The sequence below is a fragment of the Hymenobacter roseosalivarius DSM 11622 genome, assembly GCF_900176135.1.
GTDB lineage: Bacteria > Bacteroidota > Bacteroidia > Cytophagales > Hymenobacteraceae > Hymenobacter > Hymenobacter roseosalivarius.
Genome location: NZ_FWWW01000068.1, coordinates 70893 through 89539, shown reverse-complemented (window position 1 = coordinate 89539; position 18647 = coordinate 70893). Strand labels below are relative to the sequence as shown.

The following is an 18647-nucleotide window of genomic DNA, read 5'->3' as shown; positions in this document are numbered from 1 at the left end:
ACGTTCTACTATAATGAATTCAACATGGAGCCAGGGGACTATTTGAATATGACAGCAACAAAGCTGCGCCGAAAAAGCCCCCCAGAGCGCTCATAGGAGGTGGCCAGACTAGTTAGCGGCTCGCCCAGCTACAGGTTTTCCTCAAAAAGACCTCTTATTGTTGTCTGCTACTGCCAGCAGCTGCGTTATTTGCCTCGTTTTTCTATTCTAGCTTCTTCATGCGTTCCTTTCTCCTTACCCGCGTCACTGCGCTCCTGCTGCTAGTCGGCGCATCAATGCCGACGTATGCCCAGGTGCTGCCCGCCGCGCCCCCGGCCGCTGATACCCTGCATAAGTTTGAAAACTCCACCCTAGCTCCGACTCCGACCAAAAAGGCCTGGTATCGGGGCAAGCTGGTGCGGGCCAGCATCGTGCCCGCGCTACTGATCGGCTACGGCATCAGCACCATCAACGGCCATGGGCTGTACAGCAGCTACGACGCCCGGCGCGACCTGCAACGGGCCTTTCCCACCTTCCATACCCGCGTAGACGACGCGCTGATTTTTGCCCCCTACTTGGAGCTGGGGGCCGTGGCCCTGGCCGGCATCGAGTCGCGCGACGACCGGCTTAATACCCTGCTCATCATTGGCAAAGCGGAGGCCGTTATGCTGGCCAGCGTGTACGCGCTCAAGTACGCCACCAACATCGACCGGCCCAACGGCAAGCAGTATGCCTTTCCCTCGGGCCACACGGCGCAGGCCTTTCTGGCGGCCAGCATCGTACACACCGAGTTTCGGGATAAAAGCCAGTGGTACGGCATCGGGGCCTACACCATTGCTACCGGGGTGGGCGCTTTGCGAATGCTGAATAATAAGCACTGGCAGAGCGACGTATTTGCCGGGGCCGGCGTGGGCATTCTTTCGGCCCACCTGGCTTACCTCTCCCACCGCAACCGCTGGGGCCGGCAGCCGCGCCTGCCCGCGGGCATGAGCTTTTCGCCCACGTACTACGGCGGCGCGCCCGGCCTGAGCTTTACCTGGCGGCCCCGCTGAAGCCAACCTGCACTGGTTCGCTCCGACAGAATACAGAATAATCAGGCCGGGCGCGCGGCTAGGCGCATCGTGCCCAGGTAGACGGCCACGCTCAGGGCGGCACCAGCGGCCAGCGCGAAGGGCAAGCCGGGGCCGCGCCACTGCCACAGCAGGCCGGCCAGGGTGCTGGCGACCAGCGCCGCCAGGCTGCCGAGCCCGGCGAAGGTGCCCAGGGCCGCGCCCGTGTCGGCGGGGGCGCTCAGGTTGCTGAGCCAAGCCTTGCTGATGCCCTCGGTGGCCGCCGCGTACAGGCCGTACAGCCCGAAAATCAGCCCGAAAAGTCCCCCGGTGTGGGCCACGCTCGCGCCCCCGTACACGACGGCGAACAGCACCAGCCCCGCTATCAGCAGGCGGCGCGGGCCCCAGCGGTCGGCCAGGTAGCCAGCGGGCCAGGCGCTGAGCACGTACACCATATTATAGAAAACATACAGCCCGATAACGGTGGTGTCGGATAGGCCGCGCTGCCGGGCCAGCAGCAGCAGAAAGGCGTCGGAACTGTTGAATAAAGCGAATACCAGCAGTGCGCCCGCTACCCGCCGGTAAGCCGGCGGCGCTACCCGCCAATAAGCGAAGACCGCCCAGAACGGCTGCACCCGCCGGGGCGAGGGCGCGCGCCGCCGCTCGTGCAGCAGCAGGGCCACGCCCACGGCCAACACGCCGGGCCCGAAGGCCAGCAGAAACAGAGGCCGAAACTCTCCCGGATGGCTGCCCAGCCACATCAGAGCCGCCGCGGGCCCCAGCACCGCCCCGAGCGTATCCATGGAGCGATGAAAGCCGAACACCTTGCCCTTGTTGGCGGGCGTGGTTTCGTCGGAGAGCAGCGCGTCGCGGGCCCCGGTGCGCAGGCCCTTGCCCAGGCGGTCGAGGGTGCGCACCAGCAGCACGCCCACGGGCGTTACCAGCACGGCCAGCAGCGGCTTGGAGAGGGCGCTCAACCCGTAGCCCCACTGCACGAAGGGCACGCGCCGGCCCAGCCTGTCGGACCATTGTCCGAAGTAGCCTTTGCTCAGGCCCGCCACGGCCTCGGCTACGCCCTCCAGCAAGCCGATGTAGAAGACGGAAAACCCAATAGACTGCAAATAAAGGGGCATTACCGGGTACAGCATCTCGCTGGCCAGGTCCGTGAACAGGCTGATGAGCGAGAGCAGCCAAACGGCGCGGGTGAGGTAGGAGAAACGACGCATGGGCGAATATCATTAGAAAAACACCTACGCCGCCACGGCCGGAGCAGGCGCGGATGCTTTCGGCTCGTAGGCCAGCCGCAACAGGCTCGGCATCACCACCACCAGCAAGGGCAAAGCCAGCAGCAAACCGCCAATCACGGCAATGGCCAAGGGCTGGTGCAGCTGCGCTCCGGCCCCGATGCCTAATGCCAGCGGCAGCAGCGCCGCGATGGCCGAAAGGGCCGTCATGAGCTTGGGGCGCAGGCGGGCGGCAATGGCATAGCCGATGGCCTGGGCCACGGGCGCGGCGCGGCGGGCATCATTGAACTGCTGGAAGGTGAAGATGGCATTTTCCCCGATAATGCCTACCACCATGATAAGGCCGGTGTAGGAGCCTACGTTCAGGGGCGTATGGGTTAGGTACAGGGCCAGAGTGCCGCCGGCGGGGCCCAACACGGCCACCAACAGGATGAGGGCGGCGGCTTTCAGCTCCTTAAACAGGAAAAGCCCCACGGCAAACACCAGCAGGCAGGCCGCGAGCAGAATCGTGAGCAGCTCCTGAAACGACTGCTGCTGCTCGGCATAGGAGCCGCCAAACTGGATGAAGTAGCCGGGCGGCAGGGCCAGGTGGCGGTCCAGCTGCTGCCGGATCTCCCGCATGGCCGTGCCCAGGTCGCGGCCATTGAGGCGGGCCGTTACGGCCGTCATGGCTTGCAGGTTCTCGCGCTCCAGCTCGGCATCGCCGGCCCGCACGCGCACCTGAGCCAGCTCATCCAGGCGGCGGCGCTGCCCGTCGGGCAGGAACACCGGCTGCTGCCGCACCTGCGCCAGGCTGGCGTGCAGCGCGCCGGGGTAGCGCAGACGAATATTCAGTAACTGCTCGCCCTCCAGCACGTTGCCGGCCACCACCCCGGCCAGCTGGGTTTGTAGCTGGCTTTGAAAATCGGTGCCCGTGAGGCCGAACTGGGCCAGGCGGTGCGCGTCGGGCCGCACCTCCACCGAAGGGCCCATGCGTACGATGCCGTCGAAAACGTCGGCCGTGCCGCTGGTCTGCGCCACGAGGGCCGCCACCTGCCCGGCCAGCGCGTAGCGCGTCGTCGGGTCGGGCCCAAACACCTTGACCTCGATGGGCTGCACCGTGCTCATCAGATCACCCAGCATATCACCGATGACCTGCCCGAAGTCGATGGTGAGCGCCGGCTGGGTGGCTTCGATGCGCTGGCGGATGTCGTCGATAACCTCATCGGTGGTACGCTGGCGGGCCGTTTTGAGGCGAATAAGGTAGTCGCCACGGTTAGGTTCGGTGATAAAAAAGCCCATCTGGGTGCCCGTGCGCCGCGAGTAGCTGGCTACTTCGGGCACTTTACTAATGAGCTTCTCGGCCTGACGCAGCATGCGGTCGGTTTCCTCGATACTGGTGCCGGGGGGCGAATTATAGTCGAGCACGATGGCTCCTTCATCCATTTCGGGCAAAAAGCCCGTGGCCAGGCGGGGCACCACTACGGCCATCACCCCAATTAGCAGCAAAATGCCCCCCAAGCTGTACCATGGCTGGCGAATGACGGCCCGCACCCACGGAATTTCGTGGTGATTTTCTGAGCCGTTAGCCTCTAGCTGCTGACTGCTGACTTTATCATCGGGGTCAGAACTGACAGCTAAGGACTTTAGGCTAATAGCTTTTGATAAAAGCAGATAAATAACCGGCAGCCCCAGCCAAGCCACGAAAAACGAGCACAGCAACGCCACGACCATAGTCGTGGCCAGCACTTTAAAGTAGGCTCCAGCCACCCCGCCCAGCAGGGCGAAGGGCAGAAAAATCACGATGGTGCTCAGGGAGGAGCCCACCAGCGCGGGCAGCAGGTGGCGCACCGAGCGGGTTACTACGTCGGCCGTGGAAGCCTCGGGGTGCTCTTCACCTACCCGGTGCAGCTGTTCCACCATAATAACCGCGTCGTCGATCATCAGGCCGATGGCGGCGGCCAGCGCGCCCAGGGTCATGATATTAAAGGAGTAGCCCAGCCCGAAGTAGAGTACCACGATGGTCAGGGCCAGGGCCAGCGGAATAGTGAGCAGAATGGTGAGCGAGGCCCGCCAGGAGCGCAGAAACAGGGCCGTGACCACCAGAGCCAGGGCCAACCCGATCCAAAGCGAGTCCTGCACTGAGCGCACCACTTCCGTCACGAAATCAGCTTGGTCGTAGTAGGGCTTCAGGGTGATGCCGCGGGGCAGGCCCGCTTGCAGGGCCGCCACCTGAGCCAGTACCCCCCGCGACACCTCCACCACGTTGGCCTCGGGCTGGCGCAGCACCGAAATCAGCACCGCATCGTGGCCGTTGGCGTTAACGCGGGTGTACTCGGGCTGCTCGCCCAGGCGCACTGTGGCTACGTCGGCGAGGCGCACGACGCGGCGGCCATCGTGGCGCAGCACCACGTTTTCCAGGTCCTGTCTGGTACTGATGGTGGCGTCGGTGACCGTCAGGTAAAGGCGACGGTAGTCGGCCAGGTAGCCGTTGCTCTGCACGAAATTAGTCTGGCCAAGCATAGAGCTGACCACGGCCGGCGTCAGGCCCAGGGCAGCCAGCTGGTCGGGCAGCAGCTCCACCTGAAACTCCTTGGTGCGCCCACCCTGCACCTGCACCGACGAGACGCCTTCGACCTGCGACAGAAAGGGCTTAATGGTGTATAAGGCCAGGCGGCGCAGCGCCAGCGCGCTCCGGCCAGGCCCTTCCAGCGTGTAGCCCATCACCGGCAGAATGGCTGGGTTCATGCGCTCCACCGTGATTTGGGTGCCGGGGGGCAAATCGGCCCGAATCTGATTCAGACGCGACTCAATGGTTTGCTGGCTGCGCACTATATCCACGCTCCAGTCGAAAAACGCGGAAATTTCGCAAGCCCCGCGGCTGGTGGTGGAGCGCAGCAGCCGCAGGCCGGGCACCTGCTTCATGGCGTTTTCCAGGGGCTTGGTCACGGTCACCATCATGCGGTCCACAGGTTGTAGGCCGTTATCGGCAATCACCTTCACCTTCGGAAACGTGACCTCCGGAAACAGCGCCACGTTGATGCGCCGGTAAGCCAGCGTGCCCAGGGCCAGCACCAAAGCCAGCACTACCGCAATCGGGGCTTTATAAGTTTGAAAGACAGAAGGGCGCATAGCAGCGGACGATTAGTTGGTCAGGTGCACGGCGGCCGTATCGTCGAGGCCGTAGCCTCCGGTCAGCACGAGGCGGTCGTGGGGGGCAAATTCGGGGGTGTTTATCACCACCCGCCCCTGCTGCTCCAGGCCCGGCCGAACGGGCACCTTCACGGCGGTGCTGTCGTTGAGCAGGCGCATCACCCAGAAGCTGGTCTGGGTTTCGTCGGTGAGCACGGCCTCGCGGGGCAGGGTCCGGGCCAGGTAGGGCGCGGTTTTGTTTAGCTCCACGCTCACGGCCACGTTTTCGGGTAGCTGCGGAAAGCGCCCGACCGGCCGCACGGTATAGCGCTGGGTTTGCGCGGCCAGGTCGGCGGCGGGCAGCAGCTCGGCCACCCGGCCCGGCAGCACCCGGCCATCGGGCAGGGTCAGGCGGCAGGCCTGCCCCTGCCGCACGTAGCGCAGCTCGGTCAGGGGCACGTCCAGAATAAAGCCGAAGCGGGTCTGATCGTACACCAGGCCCAGCTGCTCGCCATCCTGCACGTAGTCGCCCGCGAGCCTATCGACGGTCGCCAGCACGCCGCCGCGCGCACTCGGGATGCGAATGATGCCACTAAACCGCAGCTTCGGGTCGCCGGTAAGCTGGTCCAGACGCAGGGTGCGCGACTCTTTGGTTTGCAGCGTAAACACCGTTTGGCCGGCCCGCACCACCTGGCCCGGTACTGGCACGGGAGCCAGCAGGTAGCCCGTAGTGGTAGCCCGCAGCACATCCTTGGCCGGATAGGCCGATATGGCGCGCAGGTGCAGCACCTCCCGGATGGTATCCAGCCGTATCTGCCCCACGGTGACGGCTGCGCGCGGAGCCGCTGCTGCCGGGGCCAGATCGGTGGGGGCTGAGGCGCTTCCGCAGCTGCTCAGCAGCGCCGCGCTCAGGAGCAGCCCGCCGGCCGCGGCATTTAGGGCAGAGGTTGGAAAACGAGTCATTCGCTCAGATAGTCAAGGGCGTAGAGCGTGCGCAGGCGTTCGGTTTCAACCTGAGTAAGCCCAAACTGAAAGGCGCGGGTGCTACTGATGAGCTGGAGATAATCCAGGATGGCAATGTCGCCGGTGGCCAGCTGCTGACGGCCGGCCGCGACCAGCGCATTGGCCACGCGCAGCTGCGCGCGCAGGCTGGCCAGCAATGCCTCGTTGGCGCGGGCCTGGCTTTGCAGCTGTTGGTACTGCTGCTGACGCTGGGCACTGAGAAACGTGCGGTAGCCGCGGCGGATCTGCTCGGCCACGGCCAGCCGCTGGTACGCCAGCTGGCGCTGATGTCCATCAAAAATGGGCACTACCAGCTGCAAGCCCCCGCTCACCCCCAGCCGTCGGCCCACCGCCAGCAGCGAGGCCGACTGCAGGCCCGCGTCCAGCACGGCATTCACCCGCGGCCGGTAGCCCAGATCTACCGTGCGACGGTCCAGCACAAGCCTCAGACTGTCGAGCGTATATTGACGCTGGGTAATGGAGCCGAGCCCAGCCAGTGCCTGCGGTCTGGGCGGCGCGGGAGCCGCCACGGGCCGCAGCGTCGTGTCGGTGAGGCCGCAGAGGTAGCGCAGCGCACCCAGCTCGCGGCGGTAAGCCTGCCGGGCCTGCTGCACGGCCACCTCCTGGCTGCGCACCGACAAATAGTAGGACAGGTACTGGGTTTGTTTAAAAAGCCCCCCATTCACCAGCCGACGCAGCAGCACGTCCTGTTGGTTTAGCTGGGCCAGCAATTCCTGATTATAGCTCAGCTGCTGCCCGGCGGCGTAAGCGGTCAGAAACTGGTCGGTGACGGTGCGGCGCAGATCCAGGACCGATAGCCGGCCTGTGTTGCGCAGCGCTTGGCCCTGGTTGGCCAGGGTCTGGTAGTCATTTCGTAACACTGTCCGGTTGAAAAGTGGCTGGGTAGCACTGACCACGGCCCCGTAGTTGCCGCCGTTGGTAATGGCCTGATCGTAGCCAAAAGAGCCGAGCGCGGGCGCGGCGACGGCCACCGCGCTGCCCACTACGAGGGGCCGGTTCTGGGCGACGCGGCGCAGACTATCCAAGCGATTCTGCGCCACCTGGCCGCGCAAGTCGGCCAGCAGGGGGCTATTCTGCCGGGCGGCCCGCAGAAACTCCTCCAACTGTTGAGGACTGGCCGAGGATGGCGTTTGGGCCAGCGCGAACCGCCCCCCACCGCCGATTAGAAGCAGCCCAACCAGCAGCCAGCAGAGTCTTGCTGGCCAGGCAGACAAACGAATGGACACGAGAAAAAGCAAGGGATGACGGAAAGGAGAAAGCAAAGCTGGCACCCAATTCTGAAGTAAATCTGACGTCCTGAAGCGTTTTCCAGGTCAGGCTTACTTAAAGGCAGGTATGGACGAGCGCGGCATTGATTTACTTTCGACAGATTCGCTTCAGAATTACCACCTTTCTTCGCCGCCGGCCTTATCTGCTCCGGGGGGCTTTTTCGTTGACTTATGAAACTTCTTCTCGTTGAAGATGAGCTGGCTCTCCGTACCACGCTGGTCGAGTACCTGCGCCAGAGCGGCTACGTGTGCGAGGTGGCGGCCAGTTTTCAGCAGGCTTACGAAAAAATCAAGCTCTACCAGTACGACTGCGTGGTGCTGGATCTGACCCTGCCCGACGGCAACGGCCTGGACATCGTGCGGGCGCTCAAGGCCGATCAGTCTTGGGCCGGGGTGCTGATTATCTCGGCCCGTGCCGCTCTCGATGATCGGCTCGCGGGCCTCGACCTGGGGGCCGACGACTACCTGACCAAGCCGTTTCATCTGGCCGAGCTGAACTCGCGGCTGCGGGCCATCATTCGGCGGCGGCAGTTTCAGGGCAGCCACCACATTGCCTTTCGCGACCTGCTGGTGTGGCCCGAGCAGGCCGAGGTGTTCGTGGGCGAGCAGCCGCTCACGCTCACGCGCAAGGAGTACGATCTGCTCTTGTTTCTGCTGGCCAACCCCAACCGCGTGCTCACCAAGGAAGCCATTGCCGAGCACCTGTGCGGCGACGCTGTGGACGCGACCGACTCCTTCGACTTTATTTATACCCACCTGAAAAACCTGCGTAAGAAGCTTCAGGAGAAAGGAGCCGATAACTACATCCGCACCATGTACGGCGTGGGCTACAAGCTCAGCACCGAATGAAGCTGCTGGCCAAAACCAACCGCTACTACCTGCTGCTGACTACGGTGCTGTTTGCGCTGGCCAGCGTGGTGCTCTACTACGGGCTGTTTCGGGCGCTGACGCAGGAGGTCGATGAGCAGCTGTCGAACCGGCGCCTGTATCTGGAAAACCGCATTCGGCGGAAGCAGACGCTGCCCATTTCCCCCTTTGAGTACCAGATGGACGTCAGCGACCGGCACCAGCGCCCCGGCTACGGCGATACGCTGCTGCTGGACCCGCAGGAGCAGGAAATGGTGCCCCACCGCCAGCTCACGTTTCCGCTGCGCGTGGCTGGGCAGCGGCGGTGGGTGACGCTGCGCAAGTCGCTGGTGGAAACCGAGGACGTGCTGGCCGTGGTGCTGGGCGTGATGGTGAGCGTGCTGGGACTGCTGCTGCTGGGTGTTATCCTTATCAACCGCTGGCTGGCCGACTGGCTCTGGGGGCCATTTCGGGCCACGCTGCACGCCCTGCGCGGCTACAAGCTGCACCAGCACGAGGTGTTGCAGTTAGCGCCCACCGACATCGACGAGTTCGCGGAGCTAAACCAGGCCCTGACTCAGATGAGCCAGCGCCTGGTAGCCGACTACGAGGCGCTGCGCGAATTCACGGAAAACGCGGCCCACGAAACGCAAACCCCGCTGGCCATCATGCAGGCCCAGCTGGAGCAGCTTCTGCAACTGCCCGCCCTGGAAGATCCGCAGGTAGCCGGACTGGTAACGGGTCTGTACGGAGCCACGCTGCGCCTCTCGCGCCTGCATCAGGCCCTGACCCTGCTCAGCAAGATTGAAAACCGCCAGTTTATTGACGTGCAAGCCCTGCGGCTGGATCAGGTGCTGGAGGAGAAGGTCCGGCAGCTGGAGTCCTTGACGGAAACGCGCCAGCTGGCGCTGAGTACCCACGTAACCGGCGTGCCGGCCCTGCGAATGCACCCCGGCCTGGCCGACTCGCTGGTGCATAATCTGCTGCAAAACGCCGTGAAGCACAACCACCGCGGCGGCAGTATCGAGGTGCGGCTCTCGGCCCAAGCCTTGGAAATCAGCAACACCGGCCCTGCCCTGACCGGCGACCCAGCCCGCTTCTTCGAGCGGTTCCGCAAGCAGCAGCCCACCTCCGACTCGCCGGGTCTGGGCTTGTCCATCGTGCAGCAGATCTGCCGCTACTACGGCTTCACGGTCACGTATGCGTTTGCCGCCGTTGGGGCCCGCCACACGCTGCGCGTAGCGTTTTAAGTACTTACGCAAGAGTAAGTGCACCCTGACCGTGAAACCACTTTACGAGCTGCTTCTCTTTTATTCGGCTCCTGAATTTCGTGGTAAAGAGAAGACTGGCCTGTGCGCTTTCCGCGACAGGTTATCCACAGAATCGGCCGGTAAGTTTAGCCCGTCATCTCACCCAGTCAAAATCATTTACCCATGAAAACTTCCCTGGCGCTGGTCGCTGCGCTCCTCCTGACGGGCTCTGCCCTACACGCACAGAATCTACCGGCTGCCCAGGTGCCCGCCGCTGCCGTGGCTGCTTTTCGCAAAGCCTATCCGCAGGTAAAAGACGTGCGGTGGGAAAAGGAGAAAAACCAGTTTGAGGCTGGCTTCACGCAGAATAAAATCAAGATGTCGGTGCTACTCAGCGCCACCGGCGAGCTACTCGAAACAGAAACGGATATGGCCCCAGGCCTGCTGCCCGCGCCGGTAAAAACCAAACTGGCGACACAGTACAAAGGCTACAAAGTGACGGAAGCGGCCAAAATAGTGACGGCTGGCACCGGCGCGATAACCTACGAAGCGGAAGTCAGCCGGGGGGGCAAAAGCCGCGACGTTCTATTTTCGGCCGATGGGCAGGAAGTAGATCAATAGCGCTGCGTCGGGCTACTCGCGAGCCGCTATGTCCGGCCTGCTTACCTGCACTTCTTTGGGACCAAATGGGCAGTCCAGGCCCCTTTCTGCTTCTGATACTTTGATAAAGCAACGGCAGTAACACAGCAAAAAGCCCCCCAGCCATTAGTTGGGGGGCTTTTTATAGAGACCCTACGCTACTACTTTTTCAGGAAGCGGCGCGGGGGCACAACGAATAGCTCGACGCTGAAATAGGGAGTGCCAGCCAGCTTGTTGTCGATGACCTTGGTGCGGCCGTTGCGGCGGTCAAACACGTCGAAGGAGTTATTGTAGCGGTAGCCGCCTTCAGCCCCAAACCACAGGAAGTCATAGATTTCGCGCTCCCAGCGGCCACGCAGCTTCAGCTCGGTTTCGCGCAGCTCCACGGTTCGGAGGGTGGGGTCGTTGGGCAGGGGCTCCCGGAGCTTGAGGATATAGCTCAGGCCGTTCACGTCGTAGCCGGCAAACAGCAGCGATTTGGCCGAGGCGTTATGCCGCACCAGTACGCGCGCCGGAAACAGCGCCTCCACGCCCCAATGGTCGCTCCAAGTGCGGTTGTACATGATGGCCGGATAGATGCTGCGCCGGCCAAAGGTGTAGCCCAGCTGCGCGCCAATGCCCCAGGCAAAGGTGGGCGACTTCTTCCAGCCGTACACCAGCTCGTAGGACATGCGCAGATAGTCCTTAAGTTGTAGCTCCGAGGAGGTATAGTCGCCGTTCAGCTCGCCTTTCACCCGGCCCAGCACGAAGTTGCGCTCATTGATGGGGCGCAACACCACCAGCTGCGTACCCAGCGTTTTGAGGCCTTTCTCCTCCAGCTCATCATAGAGCGAGTAGCCGGTGGGACGGTTTTTAAACTCAAACTCCTCCCGCTCATAGTTCACGCCCACTACCATTTTGAGGTGGGGCCGGTTCCAGACTGGAATGTAGCCTTTTACCACAAAACGGTCATTGTTGCTCACCGTCCCCTTCTGATCCGTAAAATCATCGCTTTTCGAGTCGGAGGTGATGCCGAAGCCGGTGGTGCGCTCATAGTGAAAGATAAGGCCTTTGCTGGGTCCCTGCCCCAACACGGAAGGGTTGGCAAATTCCTTGGCCTCCCCTACCTGATTCTGCTGAAGCGAATCGGTGAGGGGGGGCGCGGCGCGCGGGTACACGGGCGTGCGGGGCGGCGTGATCTGGGCCTGCGCGCCGATGGCGGATGAGAGGAAAGCTGCTACGCCTAAAATTTGCCCCCCACGGCGCAAAAAGGCAGAAATGGCTGTCATAATAAGATGAAAAAATCTTCCTCAAAAACGCATGAGTGCTCAGTTTTGGGCTTAACGTCTTTTACCGGAAAACGGCCAACAGGGCAAGCTATTAAGCAAAAAAAATGGTCAGGGGGCGGGGTGTCGAATCCTCTGCCACCTGACCATCTTCCGGGGGGCTTTTTCTTTAGAACAGAAAGTCGAAGCCGACAAAAACCAGGTCCTCCTCGCCCACCGAGTAGGTAGCATTCACGACCACCTGCTTCAGAATATCGGCCCACACGCCTCCGCCCACAGCCGTGTGGTAGGCGCGTAGGCCGTCGCGCTGGTCGTAGCGCGTAAATACGCGGGCGGCGTCGGCGAGGCCCATCACGCCAAACTTGGCCGGGAAAAGGTAGGCGTTTACGGTAAAGAGCTGAAGGCGCACTTCGGCGTTGGCAAATACGGAGCTGCGGCCCGCGAACCGCGTGCGCCGGTAGCCGCGCAGGTTGGTGGTGCCCCCCAGCGTATTCGCCTGATAAAAGCGGTAGTCGCCCAGGTTGCGCGCGCCGCCGATGCGGCCGGCCCAGGTAACCTGAAAGGGGAAGTTGGGCGTGAGGTAGAAGCGGAACTCCGAAGCCAGACGGCCGAAGTTGAGCTTCTCGCCATTGAGCTGATAGTTGTATTCCGCCGAGTTGTACCAGCGCAGGCCGATACGCGGATTCTTGGGCGAGCTGGCCGCATCGATATTCAGGTAAAAACGCCCCCCAGCGTAGCGATTCAGGCCAAAATCGGAGGAGCGAATGCCCAGCCCCGCGCCGCTCACGCCGTTATTATCTTCATTCAGGCCCGCCGCGATCTGACTGCCGATGGGGTCGCGCTCTACGCGGAACTGGTCGTACTGGGGACCAAATCCGATTTTGAGGAAGCTGAATACATCCTTTTCCAGCACCGGCGAGAAGTAAAAGCGCGAGAAGCGGATGCGATAGGTTTCGTTGATGTCGCGGTTGCGGACACGGCCACCCTCGCCGGGCGCTTGGTTCTTGGTGTCGTTGCCCAGGCCGAAATAGTTGTAGAGCAGCTGCGGACCATAGAGCTGGCTGGTCACGTTCAGATCGTACTTGCCAAACATATCCGTAAACTGGCCCCGATAGCGCACGTTATACGCCTTTTGCGAGGGCGAATAATTGGCCACCAACGACTGATCCGACGCGAAAGGCTCCTTGCGGAAAGCGTAGGTGCGGTAGGTGACGCCCCCGCCAAAAAACAAGCGGTCGTCTACGTTATAGCCGAAATACAGCGCCGGCCCCAGATAATCGAGGCGGTAGTCTTTGCGGTCGGCACGGTTGGGGTTATCGTAGCGACTCACATCAATACCAGGCTCCAGGCGCAGGCGGGCGTCGCGGCCCGCAATGATGACGTTGCCCGTGTCGGCATCATAAATGTGCAGTTGATGCCCCAGGCCGCGCACGTTGGAGCGATCCACGATGGAGTCGCGGTCGGTGCCAGCGATAATGCGCACTTTCAGGCCATCCTTCACATCACCATTGATGTTATAGATATCGTTGCCGGCGAAGCCGTAGAGGCGCACTTCCTGGGTTACTTTGTTGTCGAAGGTGCGGTCGTAGAGAATTTTAGTAAACTCCCCGTCCTTGTTTATTTTCTGCACCGTCACGCGGGTCTTGTTGTCGGGAAGGCGGTCGACCACGAACTTTTCGCGCTTGCTGCTGCCTTTTACCTCCGTAATCTTGGAAACGACCTCGTAGTAGTTGGCCGCCAACTCGGGCAGCAAATCACGGCGGCTTTTGAGCTTGGCAATGATTTCGGGGCCGTGCAGCTTATAAATCTGCTCGGGCCACCGCTCGCGGAAGGCTTTTTCAATTACCTCATCGGTGAGAGCAGCTTTCATTTCTTCGGCGTGCTTCACCCAGTCCTCTTTGGTCACCGAAGCCAGAAACACCCGGTCGTTGGCCAAAGCCGTTAGGTTCAGCCCCTTGTAGTCGGCGTAGTCTTTGCCGAAGTTCTGGAAGTTGCGAATGGCCCACTTGCGGCTGGCCAAGTATGGGAAGAGACCATCGCCCTTAAAAAACGCCACGTCGCGGTCTTCGGGCACGGCGGTAAAGGTTCGGTCGCCGTCCTCATCTTTCTTCTCGGCCCAGCGCCACTGGTCCTCGTGGCGGTCCCAGTCGCCTACCCACATATCAAAGAGGCGGGAGCGGGCGAAGGCTTTCTCCTTTACCTGGTTATCATTATCCTCAATTAAACGCTCCAGCACCCGGTCGCTGCCCACCAGGTTGGTAGCGTTGCCCAACGAGGCCACATTGCTTTGGTCGTCCTTGGGGTCTTCCTCCAAAGCAGCGGGCGTGTTGGAGAATCGCTCGTAATACTGCCCTAGCAGCGGGTCCTGCGGGATATAGCGCATCTCCGGGTTGGTATGCAGAATACCGGCCGCCGAGGCCAGCGGCGGCAGCACGAAGGATGCATAGGGATGCTGGGCCGAAATCTGATCCTGCAAAATATCCTTAGCGGCACCATCGCGCAGCGACTCGGGCAATACAGCTGAAGGATCCTTATTGATGCCGCGCAGGGTGTAGTTGCGGCCTTCTTCGTTGCGCACCTTCAGCGACGCAGTTTGCTTGCCGCCGCCAATCTGGTAGGGTGTCAGGCCACCTTTTTCCGTCGCCAGGTCGAGCATGGGGAAGCGCACGGGCGTGGCCCACTCGGCGCGGTAGTGGTCGCCGAAGAAGGTGCGGAAAAACTTGCTGCGCTGCGCGTAGCGTGGGTTTACGGCCAGCGTTACCGTGCTGTCGCGGAAGTCGCGGCGCGGCCCCAGCGCATTGGAGGCGTTTGTCGAATCGGTCTGGGCCTGCGCCAGCGCTTGCAGCGACTGCTTGGCGTAGAGCGGGGCGCGAAACACCAACCGGCCATTCTCGCCATTGCCGTTGGGTATCCAGAACTCGGTCCAGACCTCGCCGTTGTTATAGTAATTGACGCGGGCAAACCCTTTCTCTTTGTCGGAGAACATGGCTCCGGCATCGCGGCCCGTGCGTACGTGCTGGGTTTTGCAGCCCGAGCCGCTCGTAATAAAGTGCGTGGCATCTACCTTAAAGTACTGGAGGTTATGCTCGTGGCCGTTGGCATACACCACGTTCGGATACTTCTGAAAGATATCCATCAGGCCCTTCTTGTAGGCCTGATACAGCGGGTGCGGAATATCTTGGCTGATGCCACCGTACTTGCGGGCAAAGGGATAAACGGAGCCAATAATGGGGAAAGGAACAAACGCATATTTATACACAATAGACAGCGGAAAAATATGGTCGGCGAGGGTAAAATACCCCCCGTGGATACCATCGGAGAACAGCGGATGGTGGGCAATCACCATGATGTTCTTATCCTTGTGGCGCTGAATAATGTCTTCGAGCTGGGTATAAAAGTCGGTCTCGTTGGCTACGCCGCAACCGCTATTGGAGCCGTAGGGGCGCTCGGCGGTTTGCAAAAACCACTGCGAGTTGATGGCAATCATCACCAGCTCATCCTGCAGGCGCACCTCGAAAGGACCGGGGCAGCCATCGCGCGGGATAAAGAAGTCGCCAGTATAGGAAAAGGCCGTGGAGTCGCGCGTCATATAGTCCTCCACGAAGCGCTGCTGCCGATTTACCTGCTCCAGGCTGCCGGGGCGACCCTGCTTCCAGTCGTGGTTGCCGGGAATCATATATTTTTCACCCGCGTAGTTGCGCAGAATATCAAGCTGAGCCGTGATGCGCTGCTCCGACACTTTACGATCGTAAGCGCCTACTTCGGGCAGGCCGTACTCGTAGATGTTGTCGCCGAGATAGATGGCGGTGCTTTTCGCGCCGGCGGCCAGCATCTGGCGGCGCATAAAGTTGAGCGAAGGCTCGCCGGGCTCCTTTAGCTCGGGGGCACCCACGTCGCCGATCAGAAACACAGAATAGCGCATGGAGCTGCTATCGGGGGGCGTTTTTGTTTTCCAGTTCTCCCCGCCGTGGTTGTAATTGGGGCGCTCGGGGTGGGGAGCTTGGGTCGTCTGCGCTACGGCCACCGGTATGCCCAAAGAGCCAACGAGCAGCAGGCAGCAAGACAGAAAAAACCTTCTCATAAGGAAGTAAAAACTAGCAATTGTAAATAGTAGAAGACGAAATCAGCGTACATTCTGAGTGGTACCGAAGTTAAAAAACCCGTAAAAGTTTAATTAAAAATTGGTAAACTTAAAACATGACCTTTACGACCCAGTATTGAGTCGTATTAGCCATCCGCAATGGCCTGCCCTACGCAGGCAGACGCCGTACGGTTGAGCTATTGCTAAAAACCTCAGGAACCAATTCGCGTTTTAAGCCAATTAGAAGCATTGGGTACATCCCATCAGCCCGGCATCTTAACTTCCCTCATGGAGACAACCCCTGTTATTAAAAAGGCTAAAGCAGAAATACTGCGGCAGGCGAAGACTTATATCACGACACTTTTCGAGGAAAAGTTGCCTAAGCAGCTCGTTTATCATTCCCTCAAACATACTACCCTCACGGTGAAAGAAGTGCGGGCGCTGGGGGAGGCCGCCGAGCTGGATGCCAGCAACCAGGAAGCACTGGAGCTGGCCGCCTGGTTTCATGATACGGGCTACCTCGATACGTACGACGGCCACGAGTACCGCAGCATGGAGCGGGCCGGCGAGTGGCTGCAGGAGCAGGGCTACCCCACTGACCGGATTGCGGTAGTTCGGGAGATGATAAGGGCGACGCACCGCGATGAGCCCCGCGAAACGGAGCTTCAGCAGATCCTCGTCGATGCGGACTTGTGCAGCCTGGGGCGGGAAGATTTTTGCGCTTCCGGTGAGCTGCTGCGCGCCGAGTGGGAGGCTGTACTAGGCCGTAGCTACTCGAACACGGAATGGGCCGAAATTCAATTCACCTTCCTGCTCTCGTCCAAGTTTCGTTCGCACGCGGCCAAGGAGCGCTACGGTGAGCAGTACAAGGCGAATGTGAAAGAGCAGAAAAAGCGCCTGAAGAAGATTGAGAAAAAAGAGAAGAAAAAGAAAGAGGAAGTACAGGGCAACTTTGCCGAGGGCAAGCGTGGCGTCGAAACCATGTTTCGAACGACGTACGACAACCACGTATCGCTCTCGCAGATGGCTGACAATAAGGCTAATATGATGATCAGCCTGAACGCGGTTATTCTGTCCATCCTTATTACCTACTTGGGGGCCAAAACCTCGTCGATTGGGCCGGCCTTCACCCGCAATCCTATCCTGACGGTGCCCATGGGCCTGCTGGTAGCCACGGCGCTGGGCTCGGTGGTATCGGCTATTCTCTCGGCCCAGCCCGACGTGACGACCTTTAAGTGGCTCAAGAAAAGCCCGGCCATTGCCACCAACCGCCGCATCAATATCCTGTTCTTCGGCAACTTCACCAAGCTCAGCCTCGACGATTTTCAGGGCGGCATGAACGAGCTGATGCGCGACAAGGATCTGATGTACACCAACATGATAACCGACATTTATTATCTGGGCGAGGTGCTGAGCCGCAAGTACCGGCTGCTGCGCATCAGCTATACCATCTTCATGGTCGGCCTGATTCTGACGGCCTTGTCTTTCGGCATTGTGCTGCTATATAAGGCGTAAGTCTGGCGTTCTATCTACCAATCAAAAAGCCCTCCGGATAATCCGGGGGGCTTTTTTAGTTAAATTAAATAAGTGGCGGCATCCCAACAATTAGCCTCAACTCCTACACCTTCGCCATCCGCTCGCCCAAAGCGACCAGACTACGAAGGGAACGACCCCAGAAGCGGTGTACGCGGCGCAACTGCCCAAAGCGAATCAGGGGGTGAGGGCTGGCGACGTAGCCGTAGCGAAAATCGAGGGTAATAAGGCAGGATTGCTCGTCTACGGCCTCGATGAAAAAGAACAGCAGGGAGTTAGGAAACAGCCGGAAGTGTGAGATTTTCTCCACGTACTCGATGCGCTCTTCCCCCTGAAAGCTCTGCACCGTCTGGAAGTCAATCTGCCCCTGGTTGACATCTACTTTGTAGCTGGTGCCCAAGCGGTCGGATTTGCTGAGGTCGTAGTGTACGGCGGTGCCGCCCTCCAGCCACCGGTAGCGCAAGCGCAGATTACGCACCAGCCGCAAGGCGTAGGCTGCGGGAACACGCACGGTGTGGCGCACCTTCAGCGAATTGCCGCGGCCACTGGGCATCCCATCGGGCGCGTGATGCCCGTTGAGCAGCAGGCGCAGGGGCGTGAGGTGGGCGTAGCGGTAGTTGATGTCGCCGAGGTATTCGTAGGTGGTTTTGCCCCCCAGCAGGCGCGTCCAGGAAAAGCTGCGCTTCAAATCGGTAAGCGTCTGCGTTTTGAGGTAGCCCTCCGAGAGCAGCAGGTATTCGCCACCGCTGATGTTATTTTTGAGCAGGCGATGCACCACAATCACGTCGCGGCCCATTAGCTTGGTAAACTCCCTGATCTGGGCCACGTTCACCCGGCCGTAGTGCACTACTATCTTCAGAGTCAGATCGTGGGCCCGCAATGCCGCGCCCAGCGCTGAAGCATTGTCGCGCTCCACCAGGCGGAGGTAATTCTGAAAATCGAGGAAGATGCGGCGGCATTGCTCCACCAACTCCTGCACCGGCGGCGGCGGTCCCAACCGATAAAACAGAATCGCATCACCCTGAATCTCCGACACCTGCATATCCAGCGTGTTCGCCTCAATCAGGATTTCGAGCAGGTCGGCAATCAGGAAGGGAGCCAGGGGGCTGTCCGAGGCTTCAATAAACCGCGTGAAGCCGCTGATATCGGGAATGAACAGCAGAGCCGGCTGCAACCCATCGTCGTCGGCACCGGCGGGCACTTCGCGCCCGCTCCCTGCTGCCCGGCGCGACGCGTGCAAATCCTCCAGTAAGCCCATGCGAAAACAGAAATTCTTGAAACGAGCCGCGCGACAGTCGCCGCGCCTGCCGCCTATACGCAGGCACCCCAGCGCCGGGTTTGGCTGAGCCGATGGTTTGG

At 60.9% G+C, this 18647-nt stretch carries 12 protein-coding genes; 5 read left to right on the top strand and 7 right to left on the bottom strand.

What is annotated here, in order from left to right; translation table 11 throughout:
* Window positions 1–218: 218 nt before the first annotated feature.
* Entirely contained in the window at window positions 219–1031 is an 813-nt protein-coding gene (locus B9A24_RS10725; RefSeq protein ID WP_084445466.1) for a phosphatase PAP2 family protein, read from the top strand.
* A 41-nt stretch (window positions 1032–1072) separates the two neighbouring features.
* Here B9A24_RS10725 and B9A24_RS10720 read toward each other — a convergent pair whose 3' ends face one another.
* Genes B9A24_RS10720 through B9A24_RS10705 form a run of 4 tightly spaced genes read right to left on the bottom strand, consistent with a single transcriptional unit; the run spans window position 1073 to window position 7632 of the window.
* The gene (locus tag B9A24_RS10720; protein ID WP_084445464.1) at window positions 1073–2254 is read right to left on the bottom strand and encodes an MFS transporter; all 1182 of its coding nucleotides are present in this window, start codon (window positions 2252–2254) and stop codon (window positions 1073–1075) included.
* A 24-nt stretch (window positions 2255–2278) separates the two neighbouring features.
* Entirely contained in the window at window positions 2279–5383 is a 3105-nt protein-coding gene (locus B9A24_RS10715) for an efflux RND transporter permease subunit (protein ID WP_084445462.1), read from the bottom strand.
* Between the two features lie 12 nt (window positions 5384–5395).
* Complete coding sequence (locus B9A24_RS10710) at window positions 5396–6346, bottom strand: efflux RND transporter periplasmic adaptor subunit (protein WP_084445460.1); 951 nt, start codon at window positions 6344–6346, stop codon at window positions 5396–5398.
* A complete protein-coding gene (locus B9A24_RS10705) occupies window positions 6343–7632 on the bottom strand; it encodes a TolC family protein (RefSeq protein ID WP_143434899.1) in 1290 nt (429 codons plus the stop codon). The genes B9A24_RS10710 and B9A24_RS10705 overlap by 4 nt, the downstream gene beginning before the upstream one ends.
* 213 nt (window positions 7633–7845) lie before the next feature.
* Here B9A24_RS10705 and B9A24_RS10700 point away from each other — a divergent pair, with 213 nt between their 5' ends.
* From B9A24_RS10700 to B9A24_RS10690, 3 genes are all read left to right on the top strand, one after another.
* Window positions 7846–8523, top strand: a complete 678-nt coding sequence (locus tag B9A24_RS10700) for a response regulator transcription factor (RefSeq protein ID WP_084445456.1) — start codon at window positions 7846–7848, stop codon at window positions 8521–8523.
* On the top strand, window positions 8520–9770 hold the full coding sequence (locus B9A24_RS10695) for a sensor histidine kinase (protein ID WP_084445454.1): 1251 nt from the start codon (window positions 8520–8522) through the stop codon (window positions 9768–9770). Before B9A24_RS10700 ends, B9A24_RS10695 begins: the two co-directional genes overlap by 4 nt.
* 183 nt (window positions 9771–9953) lie before the next feature.
* Complete coding sequence (locus tag B9A24_RS10690) at window positions 9954–10391, top strand: hypothetical protein (RefSeq protein WP_084445452.1); 438 nt, start codon at window positions 9954–9956, stop codon at window positions 10389–10391.
* 179 nt (window positions 10392–10570) lie between these two features.
* Here B9A24_RS10690 and B9A24_RS10685 read toward each other — a convergent pair whose 3' ends face one another.
* On the bottom strand, window positions 10571–11677 hold the full coding sequence (locus tag B9A24_RS10685; RefSeq protein ID WP_084445451.1) for a DUF6268 family outer membrane beta-barrel protein: 1107 nt from the start codon (window positions 11675–11677) through the stop codon (window positions 10571–10573).
* A gap of 166 nt (window positions 11678–11843) precedes the next feature.
* Complete coding sequence (locus B9A24_RS10680) at window positions 11844–15755, bottom strand: bifunctional metallophosphoesterase/BamA family protein (protein WP_143434898.1); 3912 nt, start codon at window positions 15753–15755, stop codon at window positions 11844–11846.
* Between the two features lie 288 nt (window positions 15756–16043).
* Here B9A24_RS10680 and B9A24_RS10675 point away from each other — a divergent pair, with 288 nt between their 5' ends.
* Window positions 16044–17270 carry a Pycsar system effector family protein gene (locus B9A24_RS10675; protein WP_084445449.1) on the top strand — a complete coding sequence of 409 codons (1227 nt, stop codon included), beginning with the start codon at window positions 16044–16046 and terminating at the stop codon, window positions 17268–17270.
* A 103-nt stretch (window positions 17271–17373) separates the two neighbouring features.
* On the opposite strand, the gene B9A24_RS10670 is transcribed toward B9A24_RS10675, so the two are convergent.
* On the bottom strand, window positions 17374–18546 hold the full coding sequence (locus B9A24_RS10670; RefSeq protein WP_159452024.1) for a DUF2652 domain-containing protein: 1173 nt from the start codon (window positions 18544–18546) through the stop codon (window positions 17374–17376).
* Between the last annotated feature and the right edge of the window lie 101 nt (window positions 18547–18647).